20 protein-coding genes and 1 other RNA gene are annotated in these 23,690 nt (G+C 30.3%); 18 read left to right on the forward strand and 3 right to left on the reverse strand.

Annotation, left to right across the window (positions count from 1 at the left end):
• Positions 1 to 85: 85 nt before the first annotated feature.
• The 9 genes from D2A34_RS11670 to D2A34_RS11710 all read left to right on the forward strand — a co-directional run bounded on the left by D2A34_RS11670 (position 86) and on the right by D2A34_RS11710 (position 11,034).
• A complete protein-coding gene (locus tag D2A34_RS11670; protein WP_079439200.1) occupies positions 86 to 928 on the forward strand; it encodes a MetQ/NlpA family ABC transporter substrate-binding protein in 843 nt (280 codons plus the stop codon).
• A gap of 67 nt (positions 929 to 995) precedes the next feature.
• Entirely contained in the window at positions 996 to 2,024 is a 1,029-nt protein-coding gene (locus D2A34_RS11675; RefSeq protein WP_119367265.1) for a methionine ABC transporter ATP-binding protein, read from the forward strand.
• A 3-nt stretch (positions 2,025 to 2,027) separates the two neighbouring features.
• Positions 2,028 to 2,690 carry a methionine ABC transporter permease gene (locus D2A34_RS11680; RefSeq protein ID WP_079439199.1) on the forward strand — a complete coding sequence of 221 codons (663 nt, stop codon included), beginning with the start codon at positions 2,028 to 2,030 and terminating at the stop codon, positions 2,688 to 2,690.
• A 140-nt stretch (positions 2,691 to 2,830) separates the two neighbouring features.
• Entirely contained in the window at positions 2,831 to 4,198 is a 1,368-nt protein-coding gene (locus D2A34_RS11685; RefSeq protein ID WP_079439198.1) for an FAD-binding oxidoreductase, read from the forward strand.
• Positions 4,199 to 4,487: 289 nt separating this feature from the next.
• On the forward strand, positions 4,488 to 5,873 hold the full coding sequence (locus D2A34_RS11690) for an ethanolamine ammonia-lyase reactivating factor EutA (RefSeq protein WP_279221629.1): 1,386 nt from the start codon (positions 4,488 to 4,490) through the stop codon (positions 5,871 to 5,873).
• Positions 5,874 to 6,137: 264 nt separating this feature from the next.
• Entirely contained in the window at positions 6,138 to 7,463 is a 1,326-nt protein-coding gene (gene eat, locus D2A34_RS11695; protein ID WP_079442281.1) for an ethanolamine permease, read from the forward strand.
• An 86-nt stretch (positions 7,464 to 7,549) separates the two neighbouring features.
• Positions 7,550 to 8,917, forward strand: a complete 1,368-nt coding sequence (locus D2A34_RS11700; protein WP_119366714.1) for an ethanolamine ammonia-lyase subunit EutB — start codon at positions 7,550 to 7,552, stop codon at positions 8,915 to 8,917.
• A 3-nt stretch (positions 8,918 to 8,920) separates the two neighbouring features.
• Positions 8,921 to 9,691: an ethanolamine ammonia-lyase subunit EutC gene (gene eutC, locus D2A34_RS11705; RefSeq protein ID WP_079442284.1), complete on the forward strand. Its 771-nt coding sequence runs from the start codon at positions 8,921 to 8,923 to the stop codon at positions 9,689 to 9,691.
• Between the two features lie 137 nt (positions 9,692 to 9,828).
• The gene (locus D2A34_RS11710; protein WP_079442286.1) at positions 9,829 to 11,034 is read left to right on the forward strand and encodes an MFS transporter; all 1,206 of its coding nucleotides are present in this window, start codon (positions 9,829 to 9,831) and stop codon (positions 11,032 to 11,034) included.
• Between the two features lie 72 nt (positions 11,035 to 11,106).
• Here the strand turns inward: D2A34_RS11710 and ssrS are convergent.
• A non-coding RNA gene (gene ssrS, locus D2A34_RS11715) (6S RNA) lies at positions 11,107 to 11,298 on the reverse strand.
• A gap of 199 nt (positions 11,299 to 11,497) precedes the next feature.
• On the opposite strand from ssrS, the gene aspD reads away from it, so the two are divergent.
• Complete coding sequence (aspD, locus tag D2A34_RS11720; RefSeq protein WP_119366715.1) at positions 11,498 to 13,132, forward strand: aspartate 4-decarboxylase; 1,635 nt, start codon at positions 11,498 to 11,500, stop codon at positions 13,130 to 13,132.
• A gap of 61 nt (positions 13,133 to 13,193) precedes the next feature.
• Here the strand turns inward: aspD and D2A34_RS11725 are convergent, their stop codons facing one another.
• Entirely contained in the window at positions 13,194 to 13,712 is a 519-nt protein-coding gene (locus tag D2A34_RS11725; RefSeq protein ID WP_119366716.1) for a hypothetical protein, read from the reverse strand.
• 374 nt (positions 13,713 to 14,086) lie between these two features.
• Here D2A34_RS11725 and D2A34_RS11730 point away from each other — a divergent pair, with 374 nt between their 5' ends.
• The 6 genes from D2A34_RS11730 to D2A34_RS11755 all read left to right on the forward strand — a co-directional run bounded on the left by D2A34_RS11730 (position 14,087) and on the right by D2A34_RS11755 (position 20,357).
• Positions 14,087 to 15,760, forward strand: a complete 1,674-nt coding sequence (locus D2A34_RS11730; protein ID WP_119366717.1) for a peptide-binding protein — start codon at positions 14,087 to 14,089, stop codon at positions 15,758 to 15,760.
• 203 nt (positions 15,761 to 15,963) lie between these two features.
• The gene (locus tag D2A34_RS11735; RefSeq protein ID WP_119366718.1) at positions 15,964 to 16,926 is read left to right on the forward strand and encodes an ABC transporter permease; all 963 of its coding nucleotides are present in this window, start codon (positions 15,964 to 15,966) and stop codon (positions 16,924 to 16,926) included.
• Between the two features lie 16 nt (positions 16,927 to 16,942).
• Positions 16,943 to 17,782: an oligopeptide ABC transporter permease gene (gene opp4C / locus D2A34_RS11740; protein WP_119366719.1), complete on the forward strand. Its 840-nt coding sequence runs from the start codon at positions 16,943 to 16,945 to the stop codon at positions 17,780 to 17,782.
• A gap of 13 nt (positions 17,783 to 17,795) precedes the next feature.
• Entirely contained in the window at positions 17,796 to 18,788 is a 993-nt protein-coding gene (locus tag D2A34_RS11745; RefSeq protein WP_119366720.1) for an ABC transporter ATP-binding protein, read from the forward strand.
• Positions 18,778 to 19,767 (forward strand): ABC transporter ATP-binding protein, encoded by a 990-nt coding sequence (locus tag D2A34_RS11750; RefSeq protein WP_341467251.1) that lies wholly within the window; start codon positions 18,778 to 18,780, stop codon positions 19,765 to 19,767. Before D2A34_RS11745 ends, D2A34_RS11750 begins: the two co-directional genes overlap by 11 nt.
• Before the next feature lie 131 nt (positions 19,768 to 19,898).
• The gene (locus D2A34_RS11755; RefSeq protein ID WP_119366722.1) at positions 19,899 to 20,357 is read left to right on the forward strand and encodes a hypothetical protein; all 459 of its coding nucleotides are present in this window, start codon (positions 19,899 to 19,901) and stop codon (positions 20,355 to 20,357) included.
• A 111-nt stretch (positions 20,358 to 20,468) separates the two neighbouring features.
• On the opposite strand, the gene pknB is transcribed toward D2A34_RS11755, so the two are convergent.
• Positions 20,469 to 21,977 (reverse strand): Stk1 family PASTA domain-containing Ser/Thr kinase, encoded by a 1,509-nt coding sequence (pknB, locus tag D2A34_RS11760; RefSeq protein ID WP_119366723.1) that lies wholly within the window; start codon positions 21,975 to 21,977, stop codon positions 20,469 to 20,471.
• Positions 21,978 to 22,454: 477 nt separating this feature from the next.
• On the opposite strand from pknB, the gene D2A34_RS11765 reads away from it, so the two are divergent.
• Together D2A34_RS11765 and D2A34_RS11770 are read left to right on the forward strand one after the other, a co-directional pair.
• On the forward strand, positions 22,455 to 22,781 hold the full coding sequence (locus tag D2A34_RS11765) for a PTS sugar transporter subunit IIB (RefSeq protein ID WP_079442247.1): 327 nt from the start codon (positions 22,455 to 22,457) through the stop codon (positions 22,779 to 22,781).
• A 398-nt stretch (positions 22,782 to 23,179) separates the two neighbouring features.
• On the forward strand, positions 23,180 to 23,557 hold the full coding sequence (locus tag D2A34_RS11770; RefSeq protein ID WP_119366724.1) for a hypothetical protein: 378 nt from the start codon (positions 23,180 to 23,182) through the stop codon (positions 23,555 to 23,557).
• The last annotated feature ends 133 nt before the right edge of the window (positions 23,558 to 23,690 follow it).

The following is a 23,690-nucleotide window of genomic DNA, read 5'->3' on the forward strand; positions in this document are numbered from 1 at the left end:
TATAGTATTTAAACCAATGATAAATTCTAACAAAAATTACATTGGAAATTTAATATAATATCAGCAAAATATAGGGGGAATAAAAATGAAAATTATTAAAAAACTAGCGGCATTAATAGTATTAGGAACAATAGGAGCAAGCATAGTTGGATGCAGCAGTAGCAAAGAAACAGCAAAAACAGATAATAAAGAAGGAAATAAGAATATTCTAGTCGGAGTATGCCCAGGACCTTATGGCGATATGGTTAAAGAAGCGTTAGCATCAGCATTGAAACCTAAAGGATATACAGTTACAACTAAAGAATTTAGTGATTATATTCAACCAGATAAAGCTTTGGATAATAAGGAAATTGATGCAAACCTATTTCAACATACTGAATACTTAAAGAAATTTAGTGCAGATAATAATCTGAAGATTTCACCTGTAATTGTTGTTCCAACTTTAGGTATGGGTGTATTTTCAAATACATTAACTTCGCTAGACCAGTTGAAAGATGGGGCTAAAATAGCAATACCAAATGATGCGTCTAATTTAGCTAGAGCATTAAGACTATTAAAAGCAAATGGGGTAATTAAATTAAAGGATAATATTGATGAAACAAAAGCAACTGAAAAAGATGTTGCGGAAAATCCAAAAAATATTAAGTTTACACCAATTGAGGGAGCACAGCTTGCGAGAAGTATAGAAAGTGTTGATGCAGCGGTAGTGCCAGGTAATTTTGCATTTGCATCTAAACTTGACTATTCTAAAGCATTAACTGTTGAAAAACTAGCTGAAAATTATAAAAATGTAATTGCAGTAAGAACAGAAGACTTAGATAAAGATCTTGGGAAAGATTTAAAAGAAGCTGTAGAATCTAAAGAATTTAAAGATGCAATTGAAAATGGTAAATTCAAAGATTTCAGTAAACCAGACTGGTGGAAATAATACTGACTATAAACACATGAAATTATATACTTTTAAGTTGAATGTTAATATAGAGGTGGTGAAAACAATGATTGAATTAAAAAATATAAATATTGAATTTAAGTCAAAAGGAAGTTTAATTCAGGCGGTAAAGGATGTAAATTTAACTATTAATAAGGGTGAAGTATTTGGAATTGTTGGTTTAAGTGGGGCTGGCAAAAGTACTTTGGTAAGAGTGATAAATTTATTGCAAAAACCTTCATCTGGACAAGTATTTATTAATGGAGAGGATATTACTACATTAAAAAGATCAGAGCTTAGACAAACAAGGCTTAAGATAGGTATGATATTCCAACATTTTAATTTAATAAGTGGTAAAACAATTTATGAAAATATTGAATTTGTTCTTAAAGTTAATAATTATCCCAAAGAAAAAAGAAAAGATAGGATATATGAACTTTTAGAACTTGTAAATTTAAAGGATAAAGTTGATGTATTTCCTTCCAATTTAAGTGGAGGACAGAAACAAAGAGTAGGTATTGCAAGAGCTATTGCAAATAATCCGGAAATACTGCTTTGCGATGAGGCAACCTCAGCTTTGGATTTAGAAAACACAGAAGAAATATTAAAACTTTTGAAAGATATAAAAGATAATACAGGGATTACAATAGTATTTATAACTCATGAAATGGAAGTAGCAAAGAAACTATTTAATAGAGTTGCTGTAATGAGTAATGGTGAAATAGTAGAAGTTAATGACGTTTATTCAATTTTCTCAGATCCTAAACATGAAGTGACTAAATCATTAATTAACAGAAACTCCAATTTAGTATTACCAAAAGAAGTTTTAGATTCTGTAAGCAAAGGTGAAATTATTAAGGTTTACTATAAGGGAGATAATAGCTTAAAACCAATAATTTCAGAAGCGGCTAAGAATTTTGATGTTGATATTAGCATTATTCACGGAAAAATAGATTATATTGACGGAAAACCAATAGGGATATTAATTATCAATATAACAGGAGATAAGGATGAAATAGCAAGAGCAAAGATGTATATTAAAGAAAATGTTATAAGGACAGAAAGAATAGTAAATGAATATCTGGAGGTGATTTAATTTATGGATTCAACAATTGAAATATTAAAAAATGAACTTGGTCAAGCTGTCTTGGATTCTGGAAAGATGATTGGAACAGCAATGATTATTTCATTAATAATTGGAGGGGCTTTAGGTCTTATATTATATTTAACTTCAAGCAACTTGTTTTTCAAAAACAAATTATTAAACTCAATTGCAGGATTTATTATTAATGTAATACGTTCACTTCCTTTTGTTATACTGCTAGTATTATTACTGCCGCTTACTAAGATAATAGTTGGTACAAATATTGGTCCAGAAGCCGCAACCGTTCCTATAACAATTGCAGCAATAGCTTTTTTTGCAAGGTTATCCGAAGGTGCATTTAGCGAAGTTGATAAGGGAGTAATTGAGGCAGCAATTTCATCTGGTGCTAGTTTATATCTCATTTTATTTGATGTACTAATAGTAGAAGCATTTCCGAGTTTAATAAGAGCCATCACAGTAAATTTAGTAAGTTTAATAGGCTATTCAGCTATGGCAGGAATAGTTGGTGGCGGAGGTATAGGTGACCTAGCTATTAGATATGGATACTATAGATATGAAACTGGGGTTATGATTGTAACAGTTCTAATATTATTAATTTTAGTGCAAGCAATTCAATTGATTGGAGATGCTCTGGCTACTAAGTTATCGAGAAGATAGATATTTTATAGGTATCTTAAAATGTAGGAAAGTACTAGATATAAGTTCGAATGAGATTTAAAGGAGGTAAACTCTATTAATGAAATTTGTCTTATATCTAGTTATTTTTCTAAGATTTTAAACATTAAGGGGGCAAAACAATGGAATATACAAAATTAAAAGAAATAATTGGTGATGAAGCAAGAATTGTTTTTGGAGATGAAATAGAAAAAGAATATTTAACTGATGGGTTAAATTTAGAGTATGGAAAAGCAGATGTCTTAGTATTTGCAGAGAATACTTCAGAAATTATTGAGATTATAAAATTTGCTAACGAAAAATCAATTCCGATTACACCAAGAGGGGCAGGAACTGGACTTACAGGAGCAACAATACCAAATAACAGAGGTATTATATTAGATGTGTCAAAAATGAATAAAGTACTAGAATTAGATGAAGAAAATTTTGATATTACTGTGGAACCAGGAGTATTATTAAAAGATATTCAAGCGTATGTTGAGGAAAGAGGATTATTTTACCCACCCGACCCAGGTGAAAAAGCATCGACAATTGGTGGCAATATTAGTACAAATGCTGGGGGAATGAGAGCTGTAAAATATGGAGTGACTCGTGATTATGTACGTGAATTAGAAGTAGTCACAGGAAATGGTGAGCTTATAAAAGTTGGAAGTAGAACTATTAAGAACAGTTCTGGATTAGATTTAAAGGATTTAATTATAGGATCAGAAGGAACTATAGGTATTATAACCAAAGCTACGTTAAAGCTTATACCAAAGCCTAAGAATACGGTTAATATACTTATATCATTTGATAATTTAGAAGAGGGAGTAAATTCAGTAATTAACATAATAAAGTCAGATGCCAATCCTACTGCTATAGAATTTATGGAAAAAAACATAGTAGAGAATTCAGAAAGATTCTTAGGGTTGAAATTGCCTTCAAACAGAGGGAATGCTTATCTGATACTTACGTTCGATGGAGAAGAAACAGAAATAATTACAAATTATACAAAAGCAAAAAAAGCAGCGCTAAGCAGTGGAGCATTAGATTACAAAGTATTAAGTGATACAGAAGCAATAGATACTTGGCAAATAAGGGGCGCTCTAGCTAGTTCTGTTATGGAATTTAATGAACAAGTACCAATAGATATAGTAGTGCCTATAAGTAAGACGTCAGAGTTTGTTGAATTTACAAATAAATGTGGTGAAAAACATGGGCTTCAGGTTATTTATTTTGGACATGCTGGAGATGGAAACACTCATGTTAGTATAATAAGAAATGGCTTGGAAGAAACTGAGTGGAAGAAAAAATCTCATGCGTTAGCAGAGGAATTATATAAAAAAAGCTATGAACTTAGAGGAGTACCGTCTGGTGAACATGGTATAGGATTAAATAAAAGTGAATATTATAAGAAAGTTACTGAAAAAATTAATATTGAATATATGAAAAGTATAAAAAAGATATTTGATAATAATAATATTTTAAATATAGGGAAGGTTTATAGTTAATTAAAATAAGTTTTCAGTATATATAATTTACTTTTCAAAGGAATAGTGAAAATATATTTACAATAGGATTTTATAGGTATATAATTCCATTATTGAATAAACAAAGGCGTTTAAAGAATTCAATTCTTTAAACGCCTTATTATTTTCCTATCTTTAAATAAGATTAGGAAATAATTTATAATGTAAATTTTGAATAAAGAAGACAATGACGTCAATTATTACTTTGGCTCTTTGTCTTCTTTTTTATTATTGGAGGTGAAAAAGTATTTTACAAAGTGAAATATATAGTATAGGTGTTGATATTGGAACGTCAACAACTGAAGTTATAATAAGCAGATTAAAGATTAAAAACATCTTGAGTTCATCTTTAATTAAGGAAACAGTAATAGAAGGAAAAGAAATAATATATAAAAGTCCTGTTATAGTTACTCCACTTTTAGATGAAGTAACTATTGATTTTAATGGAATTAAAGATATTGTATCTAAAGCTTTAAAAGAAAGTAATATAGACAAAAATCAGATATCTACAGGTGCAGTTATTATAACAGGAGAAACTGCAAGAAAAGAAAATGCAGAAGAGGTTTCTAAAAATCTTTCAGAATACTTAGGAGATTTTGTTGTGGCAACTGCAGGTCCAAAACTCGAATCTTTATTAGCAGGATATGGTTCTGGGGTATCGGAAATGTCAAAGAATCTTAGTAGAAGGGTGGTGAATCTCGATATTGGGGGTGGAACGACTAATGTATCTGTATTTAATTGTGGTGAATGTGAGCAAACTTTCGCATTAGACATTGGAGGTCGACTTATTAAGTTTAATACTGATGGAGAAATTATTTATATTTCAAAGAGAATTGAATTTATGTTAAAAGAAATGAACTTAAATATTCAGGTAGGAAGAAAACCAAAACTTCAAAATTTAATTCATATATGTGAGAAATTATCTAATTGTTTACTAGAAGTATGTTGTTTAAAGGAATTAAGTGAGGACACAAAAAGATTATTTATTAGTGAAGGCTATGAGCCTTTTGAAACAGATTATATTAGTTTTTCAGGAGGAGTAGGTGAGTATGTATTAGAAGATCATAGGAAAATTAGCATCGAAGGGACACAAAAGCATAATGATATAGGGCCGCTATTAGGAAATTGTATAAGCAGAGAATTTAAGAATTATAAAAACATTATTTTATCTCCAAAAGAGAAAATAAGAGCAACAGTAATTGGAGCGGGAAACTATTCTCTAAATATAAGTGGGAGCACAATAGCGTTTGAAAAGGCTGCATTGCCTCTTAAAAATATACCTATAATAAAACCTTTTGAAAAGAAAGAAAATCTAAATGAAATATACAATAAAGTCATGAAAAAAATTGATTTATTAAATGAAAGTATGGTAGCAATTTCACTCATAGGACCTAGAAGTCCAAGTTATGAAGAAATAAAGTTAATAGGAAATCAAATAATAAAAGTTTTTAAAATAGTTAGTGGCCCATTAATTGTAATTTTAGAAAATGATTTTGCAAAAGCTTTAGGGCAGGTAATTTCCTTAAACTTAGAAGAAAAAAGAGAGGTAATATGTATTGATAAGATATCAACAAAGAATGGAGATTATATTGATATAGGGCTTCCCATGGGTGATGCAATACCAGTTGTTATAAAAACTTTAATATATAACAGTTAAAAATAAAAACATATTCACATTTACAATTAAAAAGTATTCCAACTTAAAAATAAAAGAATGTATAAAGAAAACAATTTTGCAAGAAAAAAATATACACATATAAAAAGTTAAAAAGATAACAATTTATTGGAAACATCAGGTCTGCAGAGAAGCTTGTTTATGCAAAGTTCTAGCCTGGGCTTTTGTTTAAAGGAATATTTAATGGAATTTTTTAAATTTATTAATGGAGAAATAAGTTAATTTTATTAATGAGGAGTGACAAAAATGAATAATGAATTAAAAAAGACGCTAACACCAATACAACTATGGGGAATAATTGTTGGTATGGTTATATCAGGAATGTATTGTGGTTGGAATTATGCACTAGATTTTACAAGCCCAGTTGGATTTATAATTGCTATATTAATTGTTACAGTTTTTTATACTACATTTATGTTTAGTTATGCTGAACTTTCAACTGCAATCCCGCATGCAGGTGGACCGTCAGAATATGCATCAAGATCACTTGGAAAGTTTGGAGGATTCTTTGCTGGATTTTCATGTTTAGTCGAGTTTTTATTTGCAACTCCAGCGATTGCTTTATCAATAGGCGCATATATTAACTTTTTAGTACCAGCGGTGCCGGCTGTTGTTGCAGCAGTAATAGCTTATGCAATATTTGTACTTATAAATTGTTTAGGTATAGAAGCAGCAGCTAAAGTTGAACTGGCAGTTACTATTATTGCTATAGCAGGATTAATCTTATTTGTTGGAGCAGGTGCTCCACATATTAAAATGAGTAATATTCTTGCAGGAGATATTTTTAAAGGTGGTTTTAGTGGGATATTTGGGGCAATACCGTTTGCAATTTGGTTTTACTTAGCTGTTGAAGGCGGGGCAATGTCAGCTGAAGAATGTGAAAATCCTAAGAGAGATATCCCAAAAGGTTTCATTTTAGGTATAGCTACTCTTGTTGTGCTAGCAGTAGCAACATTCTTTGTAACAGCAGGAACTACAGATGCAAGTGTAATAAGTTCATCAGATTCACCGCTTCCTTCAGCTTTAGAAGGTATATATGGAGCCGGTTTATTATCAAATGTAATGAGCTTCATTGGATTGTTTGGTCTTATAGCAAGTTTACATGGAATAATAATAGGTTATTCAAGACAGGGGTTTGCTATGTCTAGAGCTGGATATTTACCTAAGCTTTTATCAAGGACAAATTCCAAAGGTGCACCAGTATATTCAATAGTTATAATGAGCTTAATTGGTATGTTATTTGTTTTAACAGGTCAAACTGCTGTAATTATTGTTATATCATCATTTGGAGCTGTAGCTTTATATATAATAAGTATGATTTCTTTGTTTATTTTAAGAAGTAAAGAACCGAAGCTTAATAGACCATTTAAAGTTTCTTATCCAATTGTACCAGCTATTGCTCTTTTAATAGCATTTGTATTTTTTGTAGCATTAATTATTTCTAATTTTTCTACGGTGTTATGGGTAATTGGCGCTTATGCACTGGCAATAGTATATTATTTTGTATATTCTAAAATTCGGGGAACAAGCGCAGAAGTAGTTGAAGAAGGACTTGATGGAGAAATAATTTAAAGAATTTAATATTCACAATTCATGGATCATAATTTGTGAGTCGTGCATTAGCAATATGCTTGCTTTTATTAAAAGGAGAGACGGATATGATTTTAAAAACAAAACTATTTGGCAATGTATATAATTTCAAAGATGTAAAGGAAGTTCTCGCAAAGGCAAATGAAGAAAAATCAGGAGATAGACTTGCAGGAATTATAGCAAACTCAACAGAAGAAAGAATAGCTGCTAAAGTTGTTCTTTCGGAACTTACTATAGGAGATTTAAGAAATAATCCAGTTGTAGATTATGAAACAGATGAGGTTACTAGAGTTATTCAAGATAGTGTAAATGAAGAGATATATAATAAAATTAAAGGGGTGGCGATAGGAGAGCTCAGAGAATTTATTTTATCAAAAAGTGGAGATGAAATAAAAGAGATAAGAGATGGACTAACTTCGGAAGTTATAGCAGGTGTAACTAAGCTCATGAGTAATATGGACCTTATATGTGCATCAAAAAAATTAATAAATATCGCTACATGCAATACTACAATTGGAAAACTTGGAACTTTATCAGCTAGACTTCAGCCAAATCATCCAACTGATAATATTGAGGGAATAATGGCATCAGTTATGGAAGGAATAAGTTTTGGAATAGGTGATGCAGTAATTGGCCTTAATCCAGCAGTAGATACAATTGATAGTGTCTATAATATATTAAAAGCTTTCAAGGACTTTATGAATAAATTTCAAATACCAACACAAAATTGTGTTTTAGCCCATGTTACAACACAAATGGAAGCATTAAAAAAGGGAGCGCCTATGGATTTAATGTTTCAAAGTATAGCAGGATCAGAACTTTCTAATAGAGCTTTTGGAATAGATGTAAAACTAATGGATGAAGCTTATGCCATGATGAAGGAATTAAAGTCTTCAAAAGGTGATAATTTCATGTATTTTGAAACTGGACAAGGCTCCGAACTATCGTCAGAAGGACACAATGGAGCAGATCAGCTTACTATGGAAGCTAGATGTTATGGCTTTGCCAAAAGATATAGTCCATTTTTGGTTAATACGGTCGTGGGGTTTATAGGTCCAGAATATCTTTATGATGGTGCACAGGTTATAAGGGCAGGACTTGAAGATCACTTTATGGGAAAACTAACTGGTCTTTCTATGGGAGTTGATGTTTGCTATACAAATCATATGAAAGCAGATCAAAATGATTTAGAAAATTTAGCTGTATTACTTGCGCAGGCTAACTGCAATTATTTTATGGGAGTTCCTGGTGGGGACGATATAATGTTGATGTATCAATCTTCAAGCTATCATGATATTGCAGCCTTAAGGGAAATAACAAATAAAAGACCAATAAAAGAATTTGAAAACAGACTAGAAGAACTTGGAATAATGAAAAATGGCATATTGACAAGTAAAGCTGGAGATCCGTCATTATTTTTAAATATGGGAGTGTAAGTTATGGAAAAGGATATTTTAGAAGATATATCTACTATAGATTTAAGTACTAAAGTTTCTGTAGATAATCCAACTGATTACAAAGGTTTAGTCATTTTAAAACAATCAACGCCAGCGAGAATTTGCACTGGAAGAGCCGGTACTAGATATAAAACAAATGATTATTTAAGGCTTCGAGCAGATCATGCAGTTGCAATGGATGCAGTTTGGTCTTGTGTAGATGAAAAGGTAGTTGATGATTTAGGTTTTTATAAGGTTCAAACCCTAGTCAAAGATAAAGAAGAATATATTACAAGGCCAGACTTAGGAAGAAGGTTTTCAGAAGAAATCATTAAAAATATAAGGGAAAATTGTATAAATGATGTTGATGTACAAATTATAGTAGGAGATGGATTGAGTTCGCCGGCAATAACTTCTAATTTAAAAGAAATATATCCTATGATTGTTGATGGTATAAAAGCTAAAAATTATAAAATAGGACATCCTATCTTTGTTAAATATGCTAGGGTTGCAACTATGGATAAAATAAGTGAAACTTTAAACGCAAAAGTTACTCTTATATTAATAGGTGAAAGACCAGGACTAGCAACAGGTGAGAGTATGAGTTGTTATATGGCTTATGAAGCAAGCAGTCAAAAGCCAGAATCTCAAAGGACTGTAATATCAAATATACACAAAAATGGAATGCCTCCAGTTGAAGCAGGTGCACAGATTGTTCAACTTATAGAAATATTAATGACTGAACAGAAGAGTGGTATAGATCTTAAATTATAGTAATTTATGTATATAAACGTTGCCATGCAATAATATGAAATATTATAGCATCTTTATAAAAATTAATGTACAAACTATTATGGTAAAATTAGATTGATATATATATAATTTTACATATAGAGTTTGGAGTGATTTTTATGAATTATATAGAGAAAGGTACTCATGAATTTAGTATGACAAGTATTGCCTTATTTGCAGGTGGCTTTAACACATTTGCAATCCTATATAGTACGCAGCCATTAATGCCATTTTTGTCTAAAGAATTTGGCGTGTCTCCTACAGTTGCAAGTTTGTCACTATCTGTAACGACTTGTATATTAGCAATTAGCATGTTGCTTTTTGGTTCAATATCAGAGGTATTAGGGAGAAAGCCAATTATGTGTTTCTCTCTTTTTGCAACGTCAGTTTTAGCAGTTTTAGCCGCTTTTGTTCCTAATTTTAATATGCTTCTAGTAATTCGTTGTTTACAAGGTTTTGTTTTAGCAGGATTACCCGCTATTGCTATGGCATATATTAGCGAGGAAATAGATGAATCAAGCTTAGGAATGGTCATGGGATTATATATCAGCGGTAATTCTATAGGAGGAATGAGTGGACGTATTATAATAGGGATTATTACTGATTTATTTAATTGGAGACTAGCTTTAGCTTGTATTGGATTTCTAGGCCTAATATCAAGTTTTTTATTTTGGTTAAAGCTGCCTCAATCAAGACATTTCGAGCCACGATCTTTTGAAATCGAAAAACTTATAAAATCTAGTATTAATCATTTGAAAAATCCTAATTTAATTTGCTTGTATTGCATTGGCTTTTTCATTATGGGAAGTTTTGTATCGTTATATAATTTCATTGGTTTTCAGCTAACTGAGCCTCCATATAATCTTAGCCAGACGTTAGTTAGTTTTATTTTTATAATATATGTTGTTGGAACATTTAGTTCAACTTTTATGGGGCGCTTAGCTGATAAACATGGACAATATAAAATGCTATCAATATCACTTTTTATTATGTTAATTGGAATATGTATAACTTTAAATATGAATTTGTTCTTGAAAGTTATAGGAATAGCTCTTTTAACTTTTGGATTTTTTGCAGGACATTCTATAGTTAGTGGATGGATCGGTAAATTAGCAACCCATGATAAGGCTCAAGCATCCTCTCTTTACCTATTATTTTATTATGTGGGTTCAAGCATAGGTGGAACTGCTGGCGGGAGATTTTGGTCTTCTTATGGCTGGGGAGGTGTTGTTAGTATGATTGCAATTTTTTTAATTATTGCATTTTGTATTTTATTTGTTCTTTCATCAGTAATAAAAAATGTTAATATAGAAAAACATGTTTAGGTTACTAAATAGATATAAATATAAAAGCAAAAGCCAATGCTTAAATCTTAAGCATTGGCTTTTACTACCAATAATATATCCAAAATACCGGTACCCTGATTTTGACACCTATCCTCAGATAGGTGGGTGTCCTCACAGATGCTTCAATCGCCTTCAATGCCGTAAAAGGACTCACAAGAAAGTACATATCTTCATCTAAATATTGAACTCCCGAAATAAATATGTAGGTTCAAAATAAGAGCTTAACGCATATTTCAGAACATATATTGGTTGTGAAGTTATAATAACATATTTAAAAATTTTATGCAACAAATAAATATATGATAATTCAAATGGAATAATTCTTTTCAACTTATCGAAGACTAACAATAGATACTTATATACTGATTTTTACAAAAATTATTTATTTAAACAACTACAATTGAAAGGTTTCTATTTTAAACTTAAAGAAGGAGAATTATGTATGGATATTAAAAATGTTCAGCGTAAGGAGATAGAAAAGATTTATGGGGAAATTAGCCCATTTGAATTCAAAAATAAATTAATAAGTCTCGCAGAAGGACAAAGAGCAAAAAGTGCACGTGTACTATTAAATGCAGGGAGAGGTAATCCTAACTGGACAGCGGCAACACCAAGAGAGGCCTTTTTTACCTTTGGATTATTTGCGGTAGAAGAGACCAGAAGTGTTTGGAATGATGGAGATTTGGCAGGCATGCCAAGAAAAAGTGGAATTGCAGAGAGATTTTATGAATTTATAAATAAACATAAAGAAATGCCAGGAGTAGAACTTTTGGAAAATATAATTAATTATGGGATTAGAGATATGGGATTTGATTCTGATAAGTGGGTAGTTGAACTTACAGATGCAATTATTGGTGATAATTATCCATTACCAGATAGAATGTTAAGTCATATTGAAAGAATTGTCCATGAATATCTTGTTCAGGAACTTTGCTATAACAAACCACCTGTTGGAAAATTTAATATTTTTGCGGTGGAAGGAGCTACAGCAGCGATGTGTTATATATTCGATAGTTTAATAGCTAATGAACTATTAACACGTGGAGATAAAATAGCATTAATGGTTCCAGTTTTTACACCATATCTTGAGATACCTCATTTACCACGTTATAATTTTGAAATTGTACATATTAATGCTACAGAATTAACTAAAGATGGTACACATACTTGGCAATATCCTGAATCAGAATTAAATAAGCTAAAAGATACAAGTATAAAAGCTTTATTTATTGTTAATCCTAGTAATCCACCTTCAGTAGCAATGAAGAATGAAAGTGTTAAACAATTAATAAGCATTGTAGAAAATGATAATCCAAATATAATGATTATTTCTGATGATGTATACAGCACATTTGTAAATAATTTTCGTTCACTAATGGCTGACTTACCTTTTAATACCATAGGAGTATATTCGTATTCTAAATATTTTGGGGTAACTGGATGGCGTTTAGGGACAATTGCGCTTTATGACGAGAATGTTTTTGATAAGTTATTAAACGAATTGCCAGAAGATAAAAAAATCGAATTAAGGCAGCGTTACGGAGGCCTTTCGACAACACCGGATAATGTGAAATTTATTGATAGAATTGTTGCCGATAGTCGTCAAGTAGCTTTAAATCATACAGCAGGTTTATCTACTCCACAGCAAGTGCAAATGGCATTTTTTTCTGCATTTGCACTTCTTGATAAGAAAAACAAATATAAAACTCAAACCAAAAATATCTGCAAGCGCAGGCAGAAGATTCTATTTAATGGATTAGGTCTAGATTTAAGGGAAGATCCTTATGATGCAGCATATTATACGGAGTTTGATTTATTAGAATGGGCTACCTGCTATTACGGAAAGGAATTTGGAGAGTATTTACAAGAAAAATATAAACCCGTAGATATTTTATATAGGTTAGCTGAAGAATGCGCTATAGTATTATTAAGTGGCGGTGGATTCAAAGGTCCCGAGTGGTCAATAAGAATATCACTTGCAAATCTAAATGATGATGCATATTCAGAAATAGGAAAAGAACTTCATAAAATTTTAGAAGAATATGTACAGTCTTGGAAATTCCATAGAAATATATAATTTTTAAACGACTATAAGGATTACTATTTTCTTAATCTTCATAGTCGTTTAAAAATTATACTTAAAGTTTTTTCAATTGAAAAAGTGACCCGCCTAATAATACATACACATTATTATTGTCTGCAATTAAAATTGTTGCAGAATGGCTAGTTTCCTCGGGTTTCGTTATTCGAAAATATTTTACCTTATCTCCAGGTATATGTAAATTCTCAAAAGTATCATTATAATGTTTATAAAAATCCTGAGAAGTAATAGTTCCTTCTTCAATAGTAGGTTCCTTTATAGTTCCATAAATTGAACTTATTTTCGTTTTTTCAATTGTGAATTTCTGGCCAATACATAGATTAATAGTAGATTCATTTAATGACGTTTTCATATTCGGAGGGATATGTTTTTCGATGGACCAAGTGCCATATAAATATTTGTAGTCTTCTAAACTATAATTAGAACTTTGTGATTGGTCATTAGTATTTGATTTTGAACCAATATAAGAACCTGAAAATTTTATAAGAACAATTATTATTAATATAATTGATGTTAATATAACCCAAAATAAATTTCTGAATTTATAATTTTTCATTTTAATTTCACTCCTTGCGCTTTAACATTATAATTATTTTCGGTTTTAATAAAATAATGTATGCAATCTATTAAAAACCACAGTGTATTAACTTTATTTTTCTAATAATATTTCATTTATTAAGATTATGATTTGTGAAATATAATAGCATTATTATCAAGATAATAAAATATAATTAAATATTTAAACATTAATTTTTAATAATTAGTAATAATAGCTAAATTAAAAAGTATATTTTAAAAAGATAAAACATATAGATTTACTAAGAATTAAAAAATTATCAGCTTATATAAATTAATTCAAGGCTTTAGCTAAATTGTACAGCTTAAAAAACCATTTAGGGAAATAATAAGTTATTAAAAAGGAGTGTATACATGAAAATTAAAAAAAGTAAATTCGCAGGTGCAATAGTTTCAACAATATTATCACTAGCACTACTAACAGGTTGTGGAAGTACATCTGCAGAAATACCATCAAATTCAAATAGTAATGAATCTTCAAGTAGTGAGTCTTTACTTAGGTATGCAATGGAATCCTCACCCAAAGGCTTATTTAGCCCATTACTATCAAATACAACATATGATAATAATATAAATAACTTGGTATATTCACCACTTATTTTATTAGATGAAAATAATGACTTTAAACCAGGCCTTGCAGAAAAATACGCATTTTCATCTGATAATCTAACTTTGACATTTAATCTTAGAAAAGATGTTAAGTGGCATGATGGTGAAGATTTCACAGCTGATGATGTCGCATTTACTTTCACAAGCGTGGCAGATCCCAAATATACAGGCTCAAGATTTAACGAGATTTCTAAAGTAGTTGGAGCGCAGGATTACCATGATGGAAAAGCTGATTCTATTAGTGGAATTAAGGTCATTGACAAATATACTATAAGTTTTACTTATTCAAAAGTATATGCACCAGCATTATCTAATTTTTCACAACGTGGCATTATTCCAAAGCATATCTGGAGTAAAGTAGATATTAGCGAATGGGATAAACAAAGTGACCTACTTAATAAGCCGATAGGAACAGGCCCTTTTAAGTTAAATGATTTTAAGCCAGATCAATATGTCGAATTAATTAAAAATGATAACTACTTTGGTGGGAAACCAAAGATTGATAAATTTATTTTCAAGGTAACTAACACAGAGACAGAACTTTCAGAATTAGCAAAAGGTGATTTAGATATAGTAGAGCTTTCAAGTGCTAAAGAAGCAGATCTAAAAACTTTGAAGGATGCAGGAATAAAGATTGAAGAGAAGCCAAGTGCAAATTATCAATTTATGACTATGAATAGTAATCGTGAATTCTTTAAAGATAAAAAGGTTCGTCAAGCAATTACTTATGCTATAAACAGAAAAGGAATTGTTGACAGTCTGCTAGGTGAACGTGGACAAGTTATCAATACACCAATATCATTAGCAGGATGGGCATATCCACAATCAGGGTTAAATAATTATGATTATAATATTGATAAAGCAAAGTCATTACTAAAAGAAGCGGGATGGACAGATAATAATGGTGTTCTTGAAAAGAACGGTAAGAAATTCGAGGTAGATTTAATGGTACCAACAGGAAATAAAGTTCGTGAACAAAGTGCTCCAATAATTCAGCAAAACTTAAAGGATGTAGGAATCACAGTTAATATCAGCACAATGGATGTTGCTTCTGCCATGGCTAAAACTAAAGGACAAGGAGATTATGATATGGGATTACTCGGATTTACTTTAGAAGTTGATCCGGGAGATGCTGATCGTTACTGGTCTTCAAGTATTGCAAATGGATCACAATTCAATTTTTCAAACTTTATAAATACACAAAGTGATGAACTAATTGAAAAAGCAGTAAGCACAATAGATAGAAATGAACGCAAAGAATTTTATAGCAAATGGGGACAATTAATTAATGACGAAGTGCCATATGTATTCTTGTATTCACCAAATGCCTTACGTGCTCATAATCCAAAACTTCAAGGATATAAATATTCAGCATATGCCGTTTTCCCAGATGTTCAAAATTGGGAAATATCAAAATAAAACTATATAAGAATCAAAATCATATAGGTGTGTTAGTTGTTATATTTATCACTAAGGTTTGACCTAATTATATAATTAAGAAATGTTGAAGCTTGCTTTATATTAAGATAATTTGAATTAAGTAAAATACATTAAGATCAAAAAAGTATCGATTAAAGGAGAAACTTTAATCGATACAATTTTTATAGAAAGGAGAAAGATTTTTGAGAAAGTATATCTTTAAGAGACTAATACAAACAGTACCTGTATTAATAGGAATATCGATAATTGTGTTTATACTTATTAAATTTCAGCCTGGAGATCCTTTTTCATCAATGATGGATCCTAACCTTTCACAAGAGATGAAGGAAAAGATGCTTGCGCAATTAGGATATAATGATCCAGTTTTAATTCAATATTTTAAATGGCTGTTGAATATATTTCAAGGAAACCTTGGATATTCTATTCAATTCAAACAATCTGTCATTAGTGTTATTGGAAGCCGGATAGGAAATACAGTAATTTTATCCTTTTCCTCAATGTTGTTAAGTATATTGATAGCTATACCGTGTGGAGTCATTAGTGCAACAAAACAGTTTTCTAAGACTGATTATATTGTAACTGTATTTGCTTTCATAGGTTTATCGATCCCCTCTTTTTTCTTTGGAATGCTTTTAATAAAAATATTTGCTGTTGATTTAGGATGGTTACCTATATCAGGAATGGTTACTACTGGCGTCTCATTAAGGGGATGGTCGTTTGCTTTTGATGTTGCAAAGCATATGTTACTACCTATGATAGTTCTAGCACTTATGAATACTGCAAGTCTAATGCGTTATACACGTTCTGATATGATTGATATTTTAAAAACAGATTATATTCGTACAGCACGAGCAAAGGGTGTAAAAAGGCGAAGTATTATTTATGTACATGCCTTGAAAAATGAATTGCTTCCTCTAATTACTGTAATAACTATGCAGATTCCGTCATTGTTATCTGGTGCATTATTAACAGAAACGATTTTTGTTTGGCCAGGAATAGGAAGGCTTAATTATAATGCAGTTATAAGTCGTGATTTCCCGTTAATTATGGGTATTGTAATGATGGTTGCAATAATTAGCTTATTTACCAATTTATTAGCCGATATACTTTATGTAATAGTAGATAAACGTGTTAAATTCGATTAAAAAAGGAGGAGAGGTAGTGGAATATATATTTTTGAAAAGATTTTTTAAGAATAGATTAGCTTTGATTGGATCTATTTTTCTGATTATATTCATCTTAATAGCGCTTTTTGCACCTATCTTATCCACTTATAATCGTGATTCAATAGATTTATCTAATATTGAAAGCCAACCAAATATTAATCACATTCTAGGAACTGATGAACTTGGAAGAGATATATTTACGAGATTATTATATGGCGGACGTGTCTCTTTGGGTGTTGCAATTAGTGCAACTGCTTTACAATTGATAATCGGTGTTACTCTTGGCTGCATCAGCGGTTATTATGGAAAATGGGTTGATAATATAATTATGAGAATAGTTGATACAGTAATGTGTTTCCCGTTCTTTGTAATAGCTATTTCAATTGCAGCATTAATAGGACCTAGTGTTTGGAATGTTATTTTACTAATAGGTCTTCTTCAATGGACTGGAGTTGCTAGAATTATACGTGCTGAAATCCTATCTCTTAAGCAAAGTGAATTTATTGAAGCTGCGCGCGCTATTGGCCTTAGTAATTCAGAAATTATTATTAAGCATCTGCTTCCGAATACATTATCACCTGTAATTGTTAATGCTACATTAAGTGTTGCGCAGGGCATTCTAATGGAAGCTGGTTTAAGTTTTTTAGGACTAGGAGTAAGACAGCCACAGCCTAGTTGGGGAAATATTTTATCAGCGGCTCAAAGTATGAGGGTGCTGCAATATGAGTGGTGGCTGTGGATTCCAGCAGGATTGTTGGTATTTTTGTCGGTCTTATCAATCAATTTTGTAGGAGATGGCCTAAGGGATACTCTTGATCCCAAAATGAAGATTTAGGAGGTGCAATTCTATGGAGGATAAAATTCTCATGGTAAAAAACTTATCAGTTAGTTTTAGTGATGATAATGGAAAAATAATTGCAGTAGATGATGTGAGTTTTACTCTTGAAAAAGGTAAGATACTTGGGATTATTGGAGAGTCTGGTTGCGGAAAAAGTACTTTAGCGCTATCTATTATGCAATTATTGCCTGGGAAAATAAGTAAAATAGAACAAGGCGCAATCCTATTTAACAAGAATGATTTAGTCAAGTTTAAAGAGGCTGAACTTGAAAATCTTCGAGGGAATGACGTTGCAATGATATTTCAAGAGCCTATGACATCATTAAACCCTTTGTTCAAAATTGGAAGACAAGTAGAAGAGCCATTAAAAATACATAAACATCTTAGAGGAAAACAGCTTAAAGATAAGGCCATAGAACTACTTAAAATAGTTCGCATCACTAATTCAGAAAAAGTCTATGAACTTTACCCCCATAATTTAAGTGGTGGGATGAGACAAAGAGTGAATATAGCAATGGCTCTAAGCTGTGAACCAGAAATACTAATTGCAGATGAACCTACAACCGCTCTAGATGTTACAATACAGGCACAAATACTTTTCTTACTCAAAAATTTAAATAAAGAGGTCAAAACATCTATTATTTTTATTACTCATGACTTATCTGTAGTAGCTGAAGTATGTGATGAGGTAATGGTGATGTATGGTGGTAAAATTGTAGAACAAAGTGATATCTTTGAATTATTTGATAATCCTAAACATCCTTATACTCGTGGGTTAATGGACTCTCAGCCAAGCAAAGGTGAATGCGGAAAGCCGCTTTCAAGCATTAAAGGAATGGTGCCATCTTTCTCAAATATGCCATCAGGTTGCAGCTTTAGTACAAGGTGTAGCGAAAAATTTTGTGAGAGGTGTTCAAATGAAAAACCCCAATTATTTAATATTGGAGGTAATCATAAAGTAGCATGTTGGTTATATGAGAAGGAGGAGGTAAATATTGAATGATATTATTTTAAAGGTAGAGCATCTCAAGAAAAAATATGTACTTGAAAGAACTTTACTTGGAAAAGAAAAGTTAGTTTTAAATGCCGTTGACGACGTTTCTTTTACGATACAAAAAGGTGAAAGTTTTGCTTTGGTGGGTGAATCAGGTTGTGGTAAAACTACAACAGCAAGGAGCATTTTAAACTTAATAAATGTTGATGATGGCAAAGTTGAGTTTGATGGTAAAACTTTATTTGATATGGAGAAGAAGGATAAAATTAGCCCTAAGGACATGTCTAAATTGCGTAAGGATATGCAAATCATTTTTCAAGATCCATTTGCAAGCCTAGATAAAAGAATGAAAGCCTATCAAATAGTCGGTGAAGGGATTAAAAAACATAAATTAGCAAAAGGTAATGGTGTATTCAAAATGGCTGAGAAGTATTTGGAGATCTGTGGTATTGATAAAGAATTAGCAAATCGTTATCCACATGAATTCAGTGGCGGACAGCGCCAAAGAATTGGAATTGCAAGGGCTTTAGCAGTGCAGCCTAAATTTATAGTAGCTGATGAGCCAGTGGCAGCACTAGATGTCTCGATTCAGGCACAGATTATAAATCTATTAAATGATTTGAAATTGCGTTATTCATTAACATTTTTGTTTATATCCCATGACTTAAGGGTTGTAAAATACTTCTGTGATAGAATTGCAGTTATGTATTTAGGAAACATTGTTGAGTTAGCTTCAGGAAAAGATTTATTTGGAAATCCACTTCATCCATATACAAAAATGCTGCTTGAATCTATTCCTGTTAGTCATCCAAAGTTAAGAAGGAAGACAAGAAATCTAGAAGAATCAGAGATAATATTTGAAAATATAAACAAAGGCTGCAAATTTTATAATCGCTGTACATTTGCAAAAGATGGCTGTAAAAATAAAAAACCTAATCTCAAAGAGATTAGTGAGGGACATTTTATAGCATGTCACGAGCATATTTAAATATTAATTCATATGTTTAATTTTTAAACTTGATTATATATTCATGAACAAATTCATTTTATGTGGAATATTTTGAATATAGAAAGTTCACAAATGATTATAAAGCGATTAAGCAAAGCAGGTGCTTGAAAATGATTAATATATTTGATGAGATTATGTTAAATATAATGCGAGGATATTACAGATATATTGGTTCAGGGTCTAGTAGGGATGTTTTTGATTTAGGAAATGAGTATGTAATCAAGGTCGCAAAAAATAAGGCTGGAATTGCACAAAATAAATATGAATATAAAATTTCTGCATATGATAATTCAGAACTATTTGCCAAAGTTATACAGGTTTCAACTGATTTTAGATTCTTAATAATGCAGAAAGCAGATAAAATAAATAATATTTCAGATGTATGGAAATATTTTAATGTTACAAATAAGAAGGAACTCTTTGAGTTAGAAGAATTACAGTGCATTAAGAAAAATTACAATTTGCTATTAGGTGATTTTGCTAGAAATAGTAATTGGGGATTAATTAATGGACGGCCTGTAATTATTGACTATGGTTTTACAAGAGGGGTTAAGAATAAGTACTATTAGATTTTTATTAAAGCAGGATTAATAAATTAATAGTATATAAGTAAATAAAAGACTTGTAAAACAGAGCCTATATCTTAATTAACTAAGTAATTTAAGATATAGGCTAATTTTTTAGTTTTTATCCTTTTTTCCTTTTTCTTTTCCTTTAGCTTTTCCGTTACCATTTTCTTTAGGATTTGCACTATTATTAGCTTGAGATTCAATTTGAGGAATTTTTTGTCCCTGACTTATGACTAAATTTATTTTTCCGTTCTTTTCATAAGATGAATCTGCACTTGGAGATTGGCTGATAACTAATCCTTTAGGAATATTATCGCTATAGTCACTTGTAACAGTTCCTAATGAGAACTCGTTACTTGCTATTATACTTTTTGCAATATCTTGAGTCTGTCCAACAAGTGAGGGTACGTTACGTTTTTCAGCTTCCAATTTTTTTTCACTAATATTTGGTTTCGAGATTGTTTTATCTGTTGAAGTTATCTCATTAGCTGGACTTGAAGACGGTTTGTTATATAGGTAATTTACTAAAAAACCTATAATAAGAAAAGCTATAAATCCAGATGCTAAAAAAATACGTTTATTCTTTATAATAATACCCTTTGGGGATAATTCAATTTTAGTCTTATCAACTTCCAAGGTATCAGAAATTGTTTCGATTTCAGATATTTTTTTTATAGTTGATACCTCTTCATGATTTAATACTACCGTTGAATTAAATTGTTTACTTAACCTAGACAAGTCTGGTTCTGTCATTATAATGGTTTCTGCGCCAGACTTATTGTCAAAATCAATTTTTATATTCATATTTTCCTTAATTGAATCTAAAATTTTTATAAATTCACTAGTTGATTGAAATCTATTAACAGGTTCTTTTTCAAGTGCTTTTAAAACAACTAAATTAATATTTTCAGGTATATCACAAGATATTTTTATTGGTGGAATTACTGGCTCTTGAATATGCATCACTGCAACAGAAATTGATGTATTGCCGTTAAAAGGTACTTGCCCAGTTAACATTTCATACATTACAATACCCAGGGCGTATATATCAGTTCTAAAATCTACAAATTTTCCTTTGGCTTGTTCAGGTGAAAAATAATGAACAGAGCCAATAACTTTATTTGAATTAGTTAGAGTCGCGGAATCTGCAACCTTTGCAATTCCAAAATCAGTTAACTTAACAATATTATCCTCACTTACTAGGATGTTATCAGGTTTAATATCTCTGTGGACTATTTTATTTTTATGAGCATATTCCAATGCTTTTGCAATTTGAGATGCTATATCCAAAGTTTGTTTTATACTTAATTTAAAATCTTTTTTTATTACCGATTTTAATGTACCCCCATTAACATATTCCATAACAATAAAATTAATATTATTTTCTGACCCAACATCATATATATTTACGATATTTGGATGTGATAGGCTGGCAATGGAATTAGCTTCTCTTTTGAACCTATTAATAAAATTTTCATCCATACTTAGTTCAAACTTTAAAATTTTTATAGCAACTAATCTGTTTAATATTGAACACTTAGCTTTATATACAATTCCCATACCGCCTTCGCCGATTTTTTCTATTATTTCATATCTGTTTAAAAGTAATGTCCCTATCATTTTGTCCCCCTATAAAAAACAGTAATATCAGTATTATATCACAACTATTTTCCATGCAGTCAGAAATAGTATTATATATGAATAAGGATATTTTAAAATATTAAAATTTCTATAAATATATTATGTACTATAAAATATGATATTGTAAAATTACTGTCATATATTGAATTATATCTCATAAAATTAAATTAATTTTATCTATTATAATATTTGACAAAAGTTACATATAATATAGAATTATATTATAGGAATCTAATAACGAGATTGATATTATAAATTGAAAATTGAACTAGCTTTAATCAAAATTAATTTTATATATAAACACATATAGTAAAATGTTAACGATTTAAATGGATAAAAATATTTATGAAATCAACTTTTAGATAAATATACATAGCGAATTATAGAGAATTACATAATTGCTTAATAAAGTTATATAAAAAGAATAATAAATATATTTATGGAGGCTTAATATATATGGTTAAAATTATACTATTTTGTGGAGCGGGTATATCATCAAGTATTTTGGCGACAAGAATGAGGGAAGCAGCAAGGAAAATGCATATAGAGTTATCAGTAGAGGCTTACCCTGAAAATGGATTTGAAAAGTATTTAAATGATGCTGATGCAGTTCTTTTAGGACCCCAAATTAGATACTTACATGACAAGTTAAAGAAAATCTGCATGGAAAAAAGAATCCCGGTAGATATAATTAGTAATACGGATTATGGCATGATGAAAGCAGAAAATATATTAAATTTAGTTTTGCGGCTAATTGATAATAATAAAGAAAATCATATTTAAAATATAGCAAAATAAGTTAGGAGAGCAAATTAAAATATTTAACACTATAAATAAGTTTATGCTTAGTTTTGGTGAATAACCATAATATTAACACTGTTTATGTTATATAAATAAAATGTTATTAGATAACAAACTATGTATATAAATGTTATTTTTGTTCACAAAAATATTTAATATAGAATATATTAGAATTGTAGAATAAAACAAACAAAAAATCAAAACAACAAATCTATCATTTAAATTTTAATAAGGACACTAATTAATTAGGATTAAAAGAACATATATCAGCCAAAAACTTTGCGTTGATAATATGTATTTATAAAAATTACAAATGACCAAACTAAATTAACAAAGGTTGTGTCTTTTTTAAATTTATTTGAAAAGAGGAGTTGTGTAAAATGGGTAAATATGATAAATTTGCTAAGTGTACTAAATGCTCATGTGAATTGTGTAGTTCTATAAACGCAGAAACTGCAGATATAGAAAGACATGGTACAAAATTATTAACAGTAAGGGTAAAAGTAGACAATGTATGTCCTGGAAAAAAAGTAGCTATTGCAGTTATTATATATGACAATTGTAATAGAATACTTGCTTTTAGAGGATTCACTACAGTTGTAGACAAAAAACATGAAAACCAATGTGATCACGATTACTGTGGTACAATCGAACGTAAATTAGTGTTCGTACTTCCAGATAAAGAGGAATTTGATCCATGTGAATTAAGAGTTCGTACAATTGGCAATTATATATATCCATGTGAGCCTGAAATTTAGGCAATAATAAAAGCACTTACAGGTAGATTCATATATCTATCCTGTAGGTGCTTTTATAGTTTGTAATAAAATCAAAATATAATATTGGAATACACAGTCAATACAACTATAATTATTATAAGAAAAGAAATTT

The organism is Clostridium chromiireducens (assembly GCF_003575225.1).
GTDB lineage: Bacteria > Bacillota > Clostridia > Clostridiales > Clostridiaceae > Clostridium > Clostridium chromiireducens.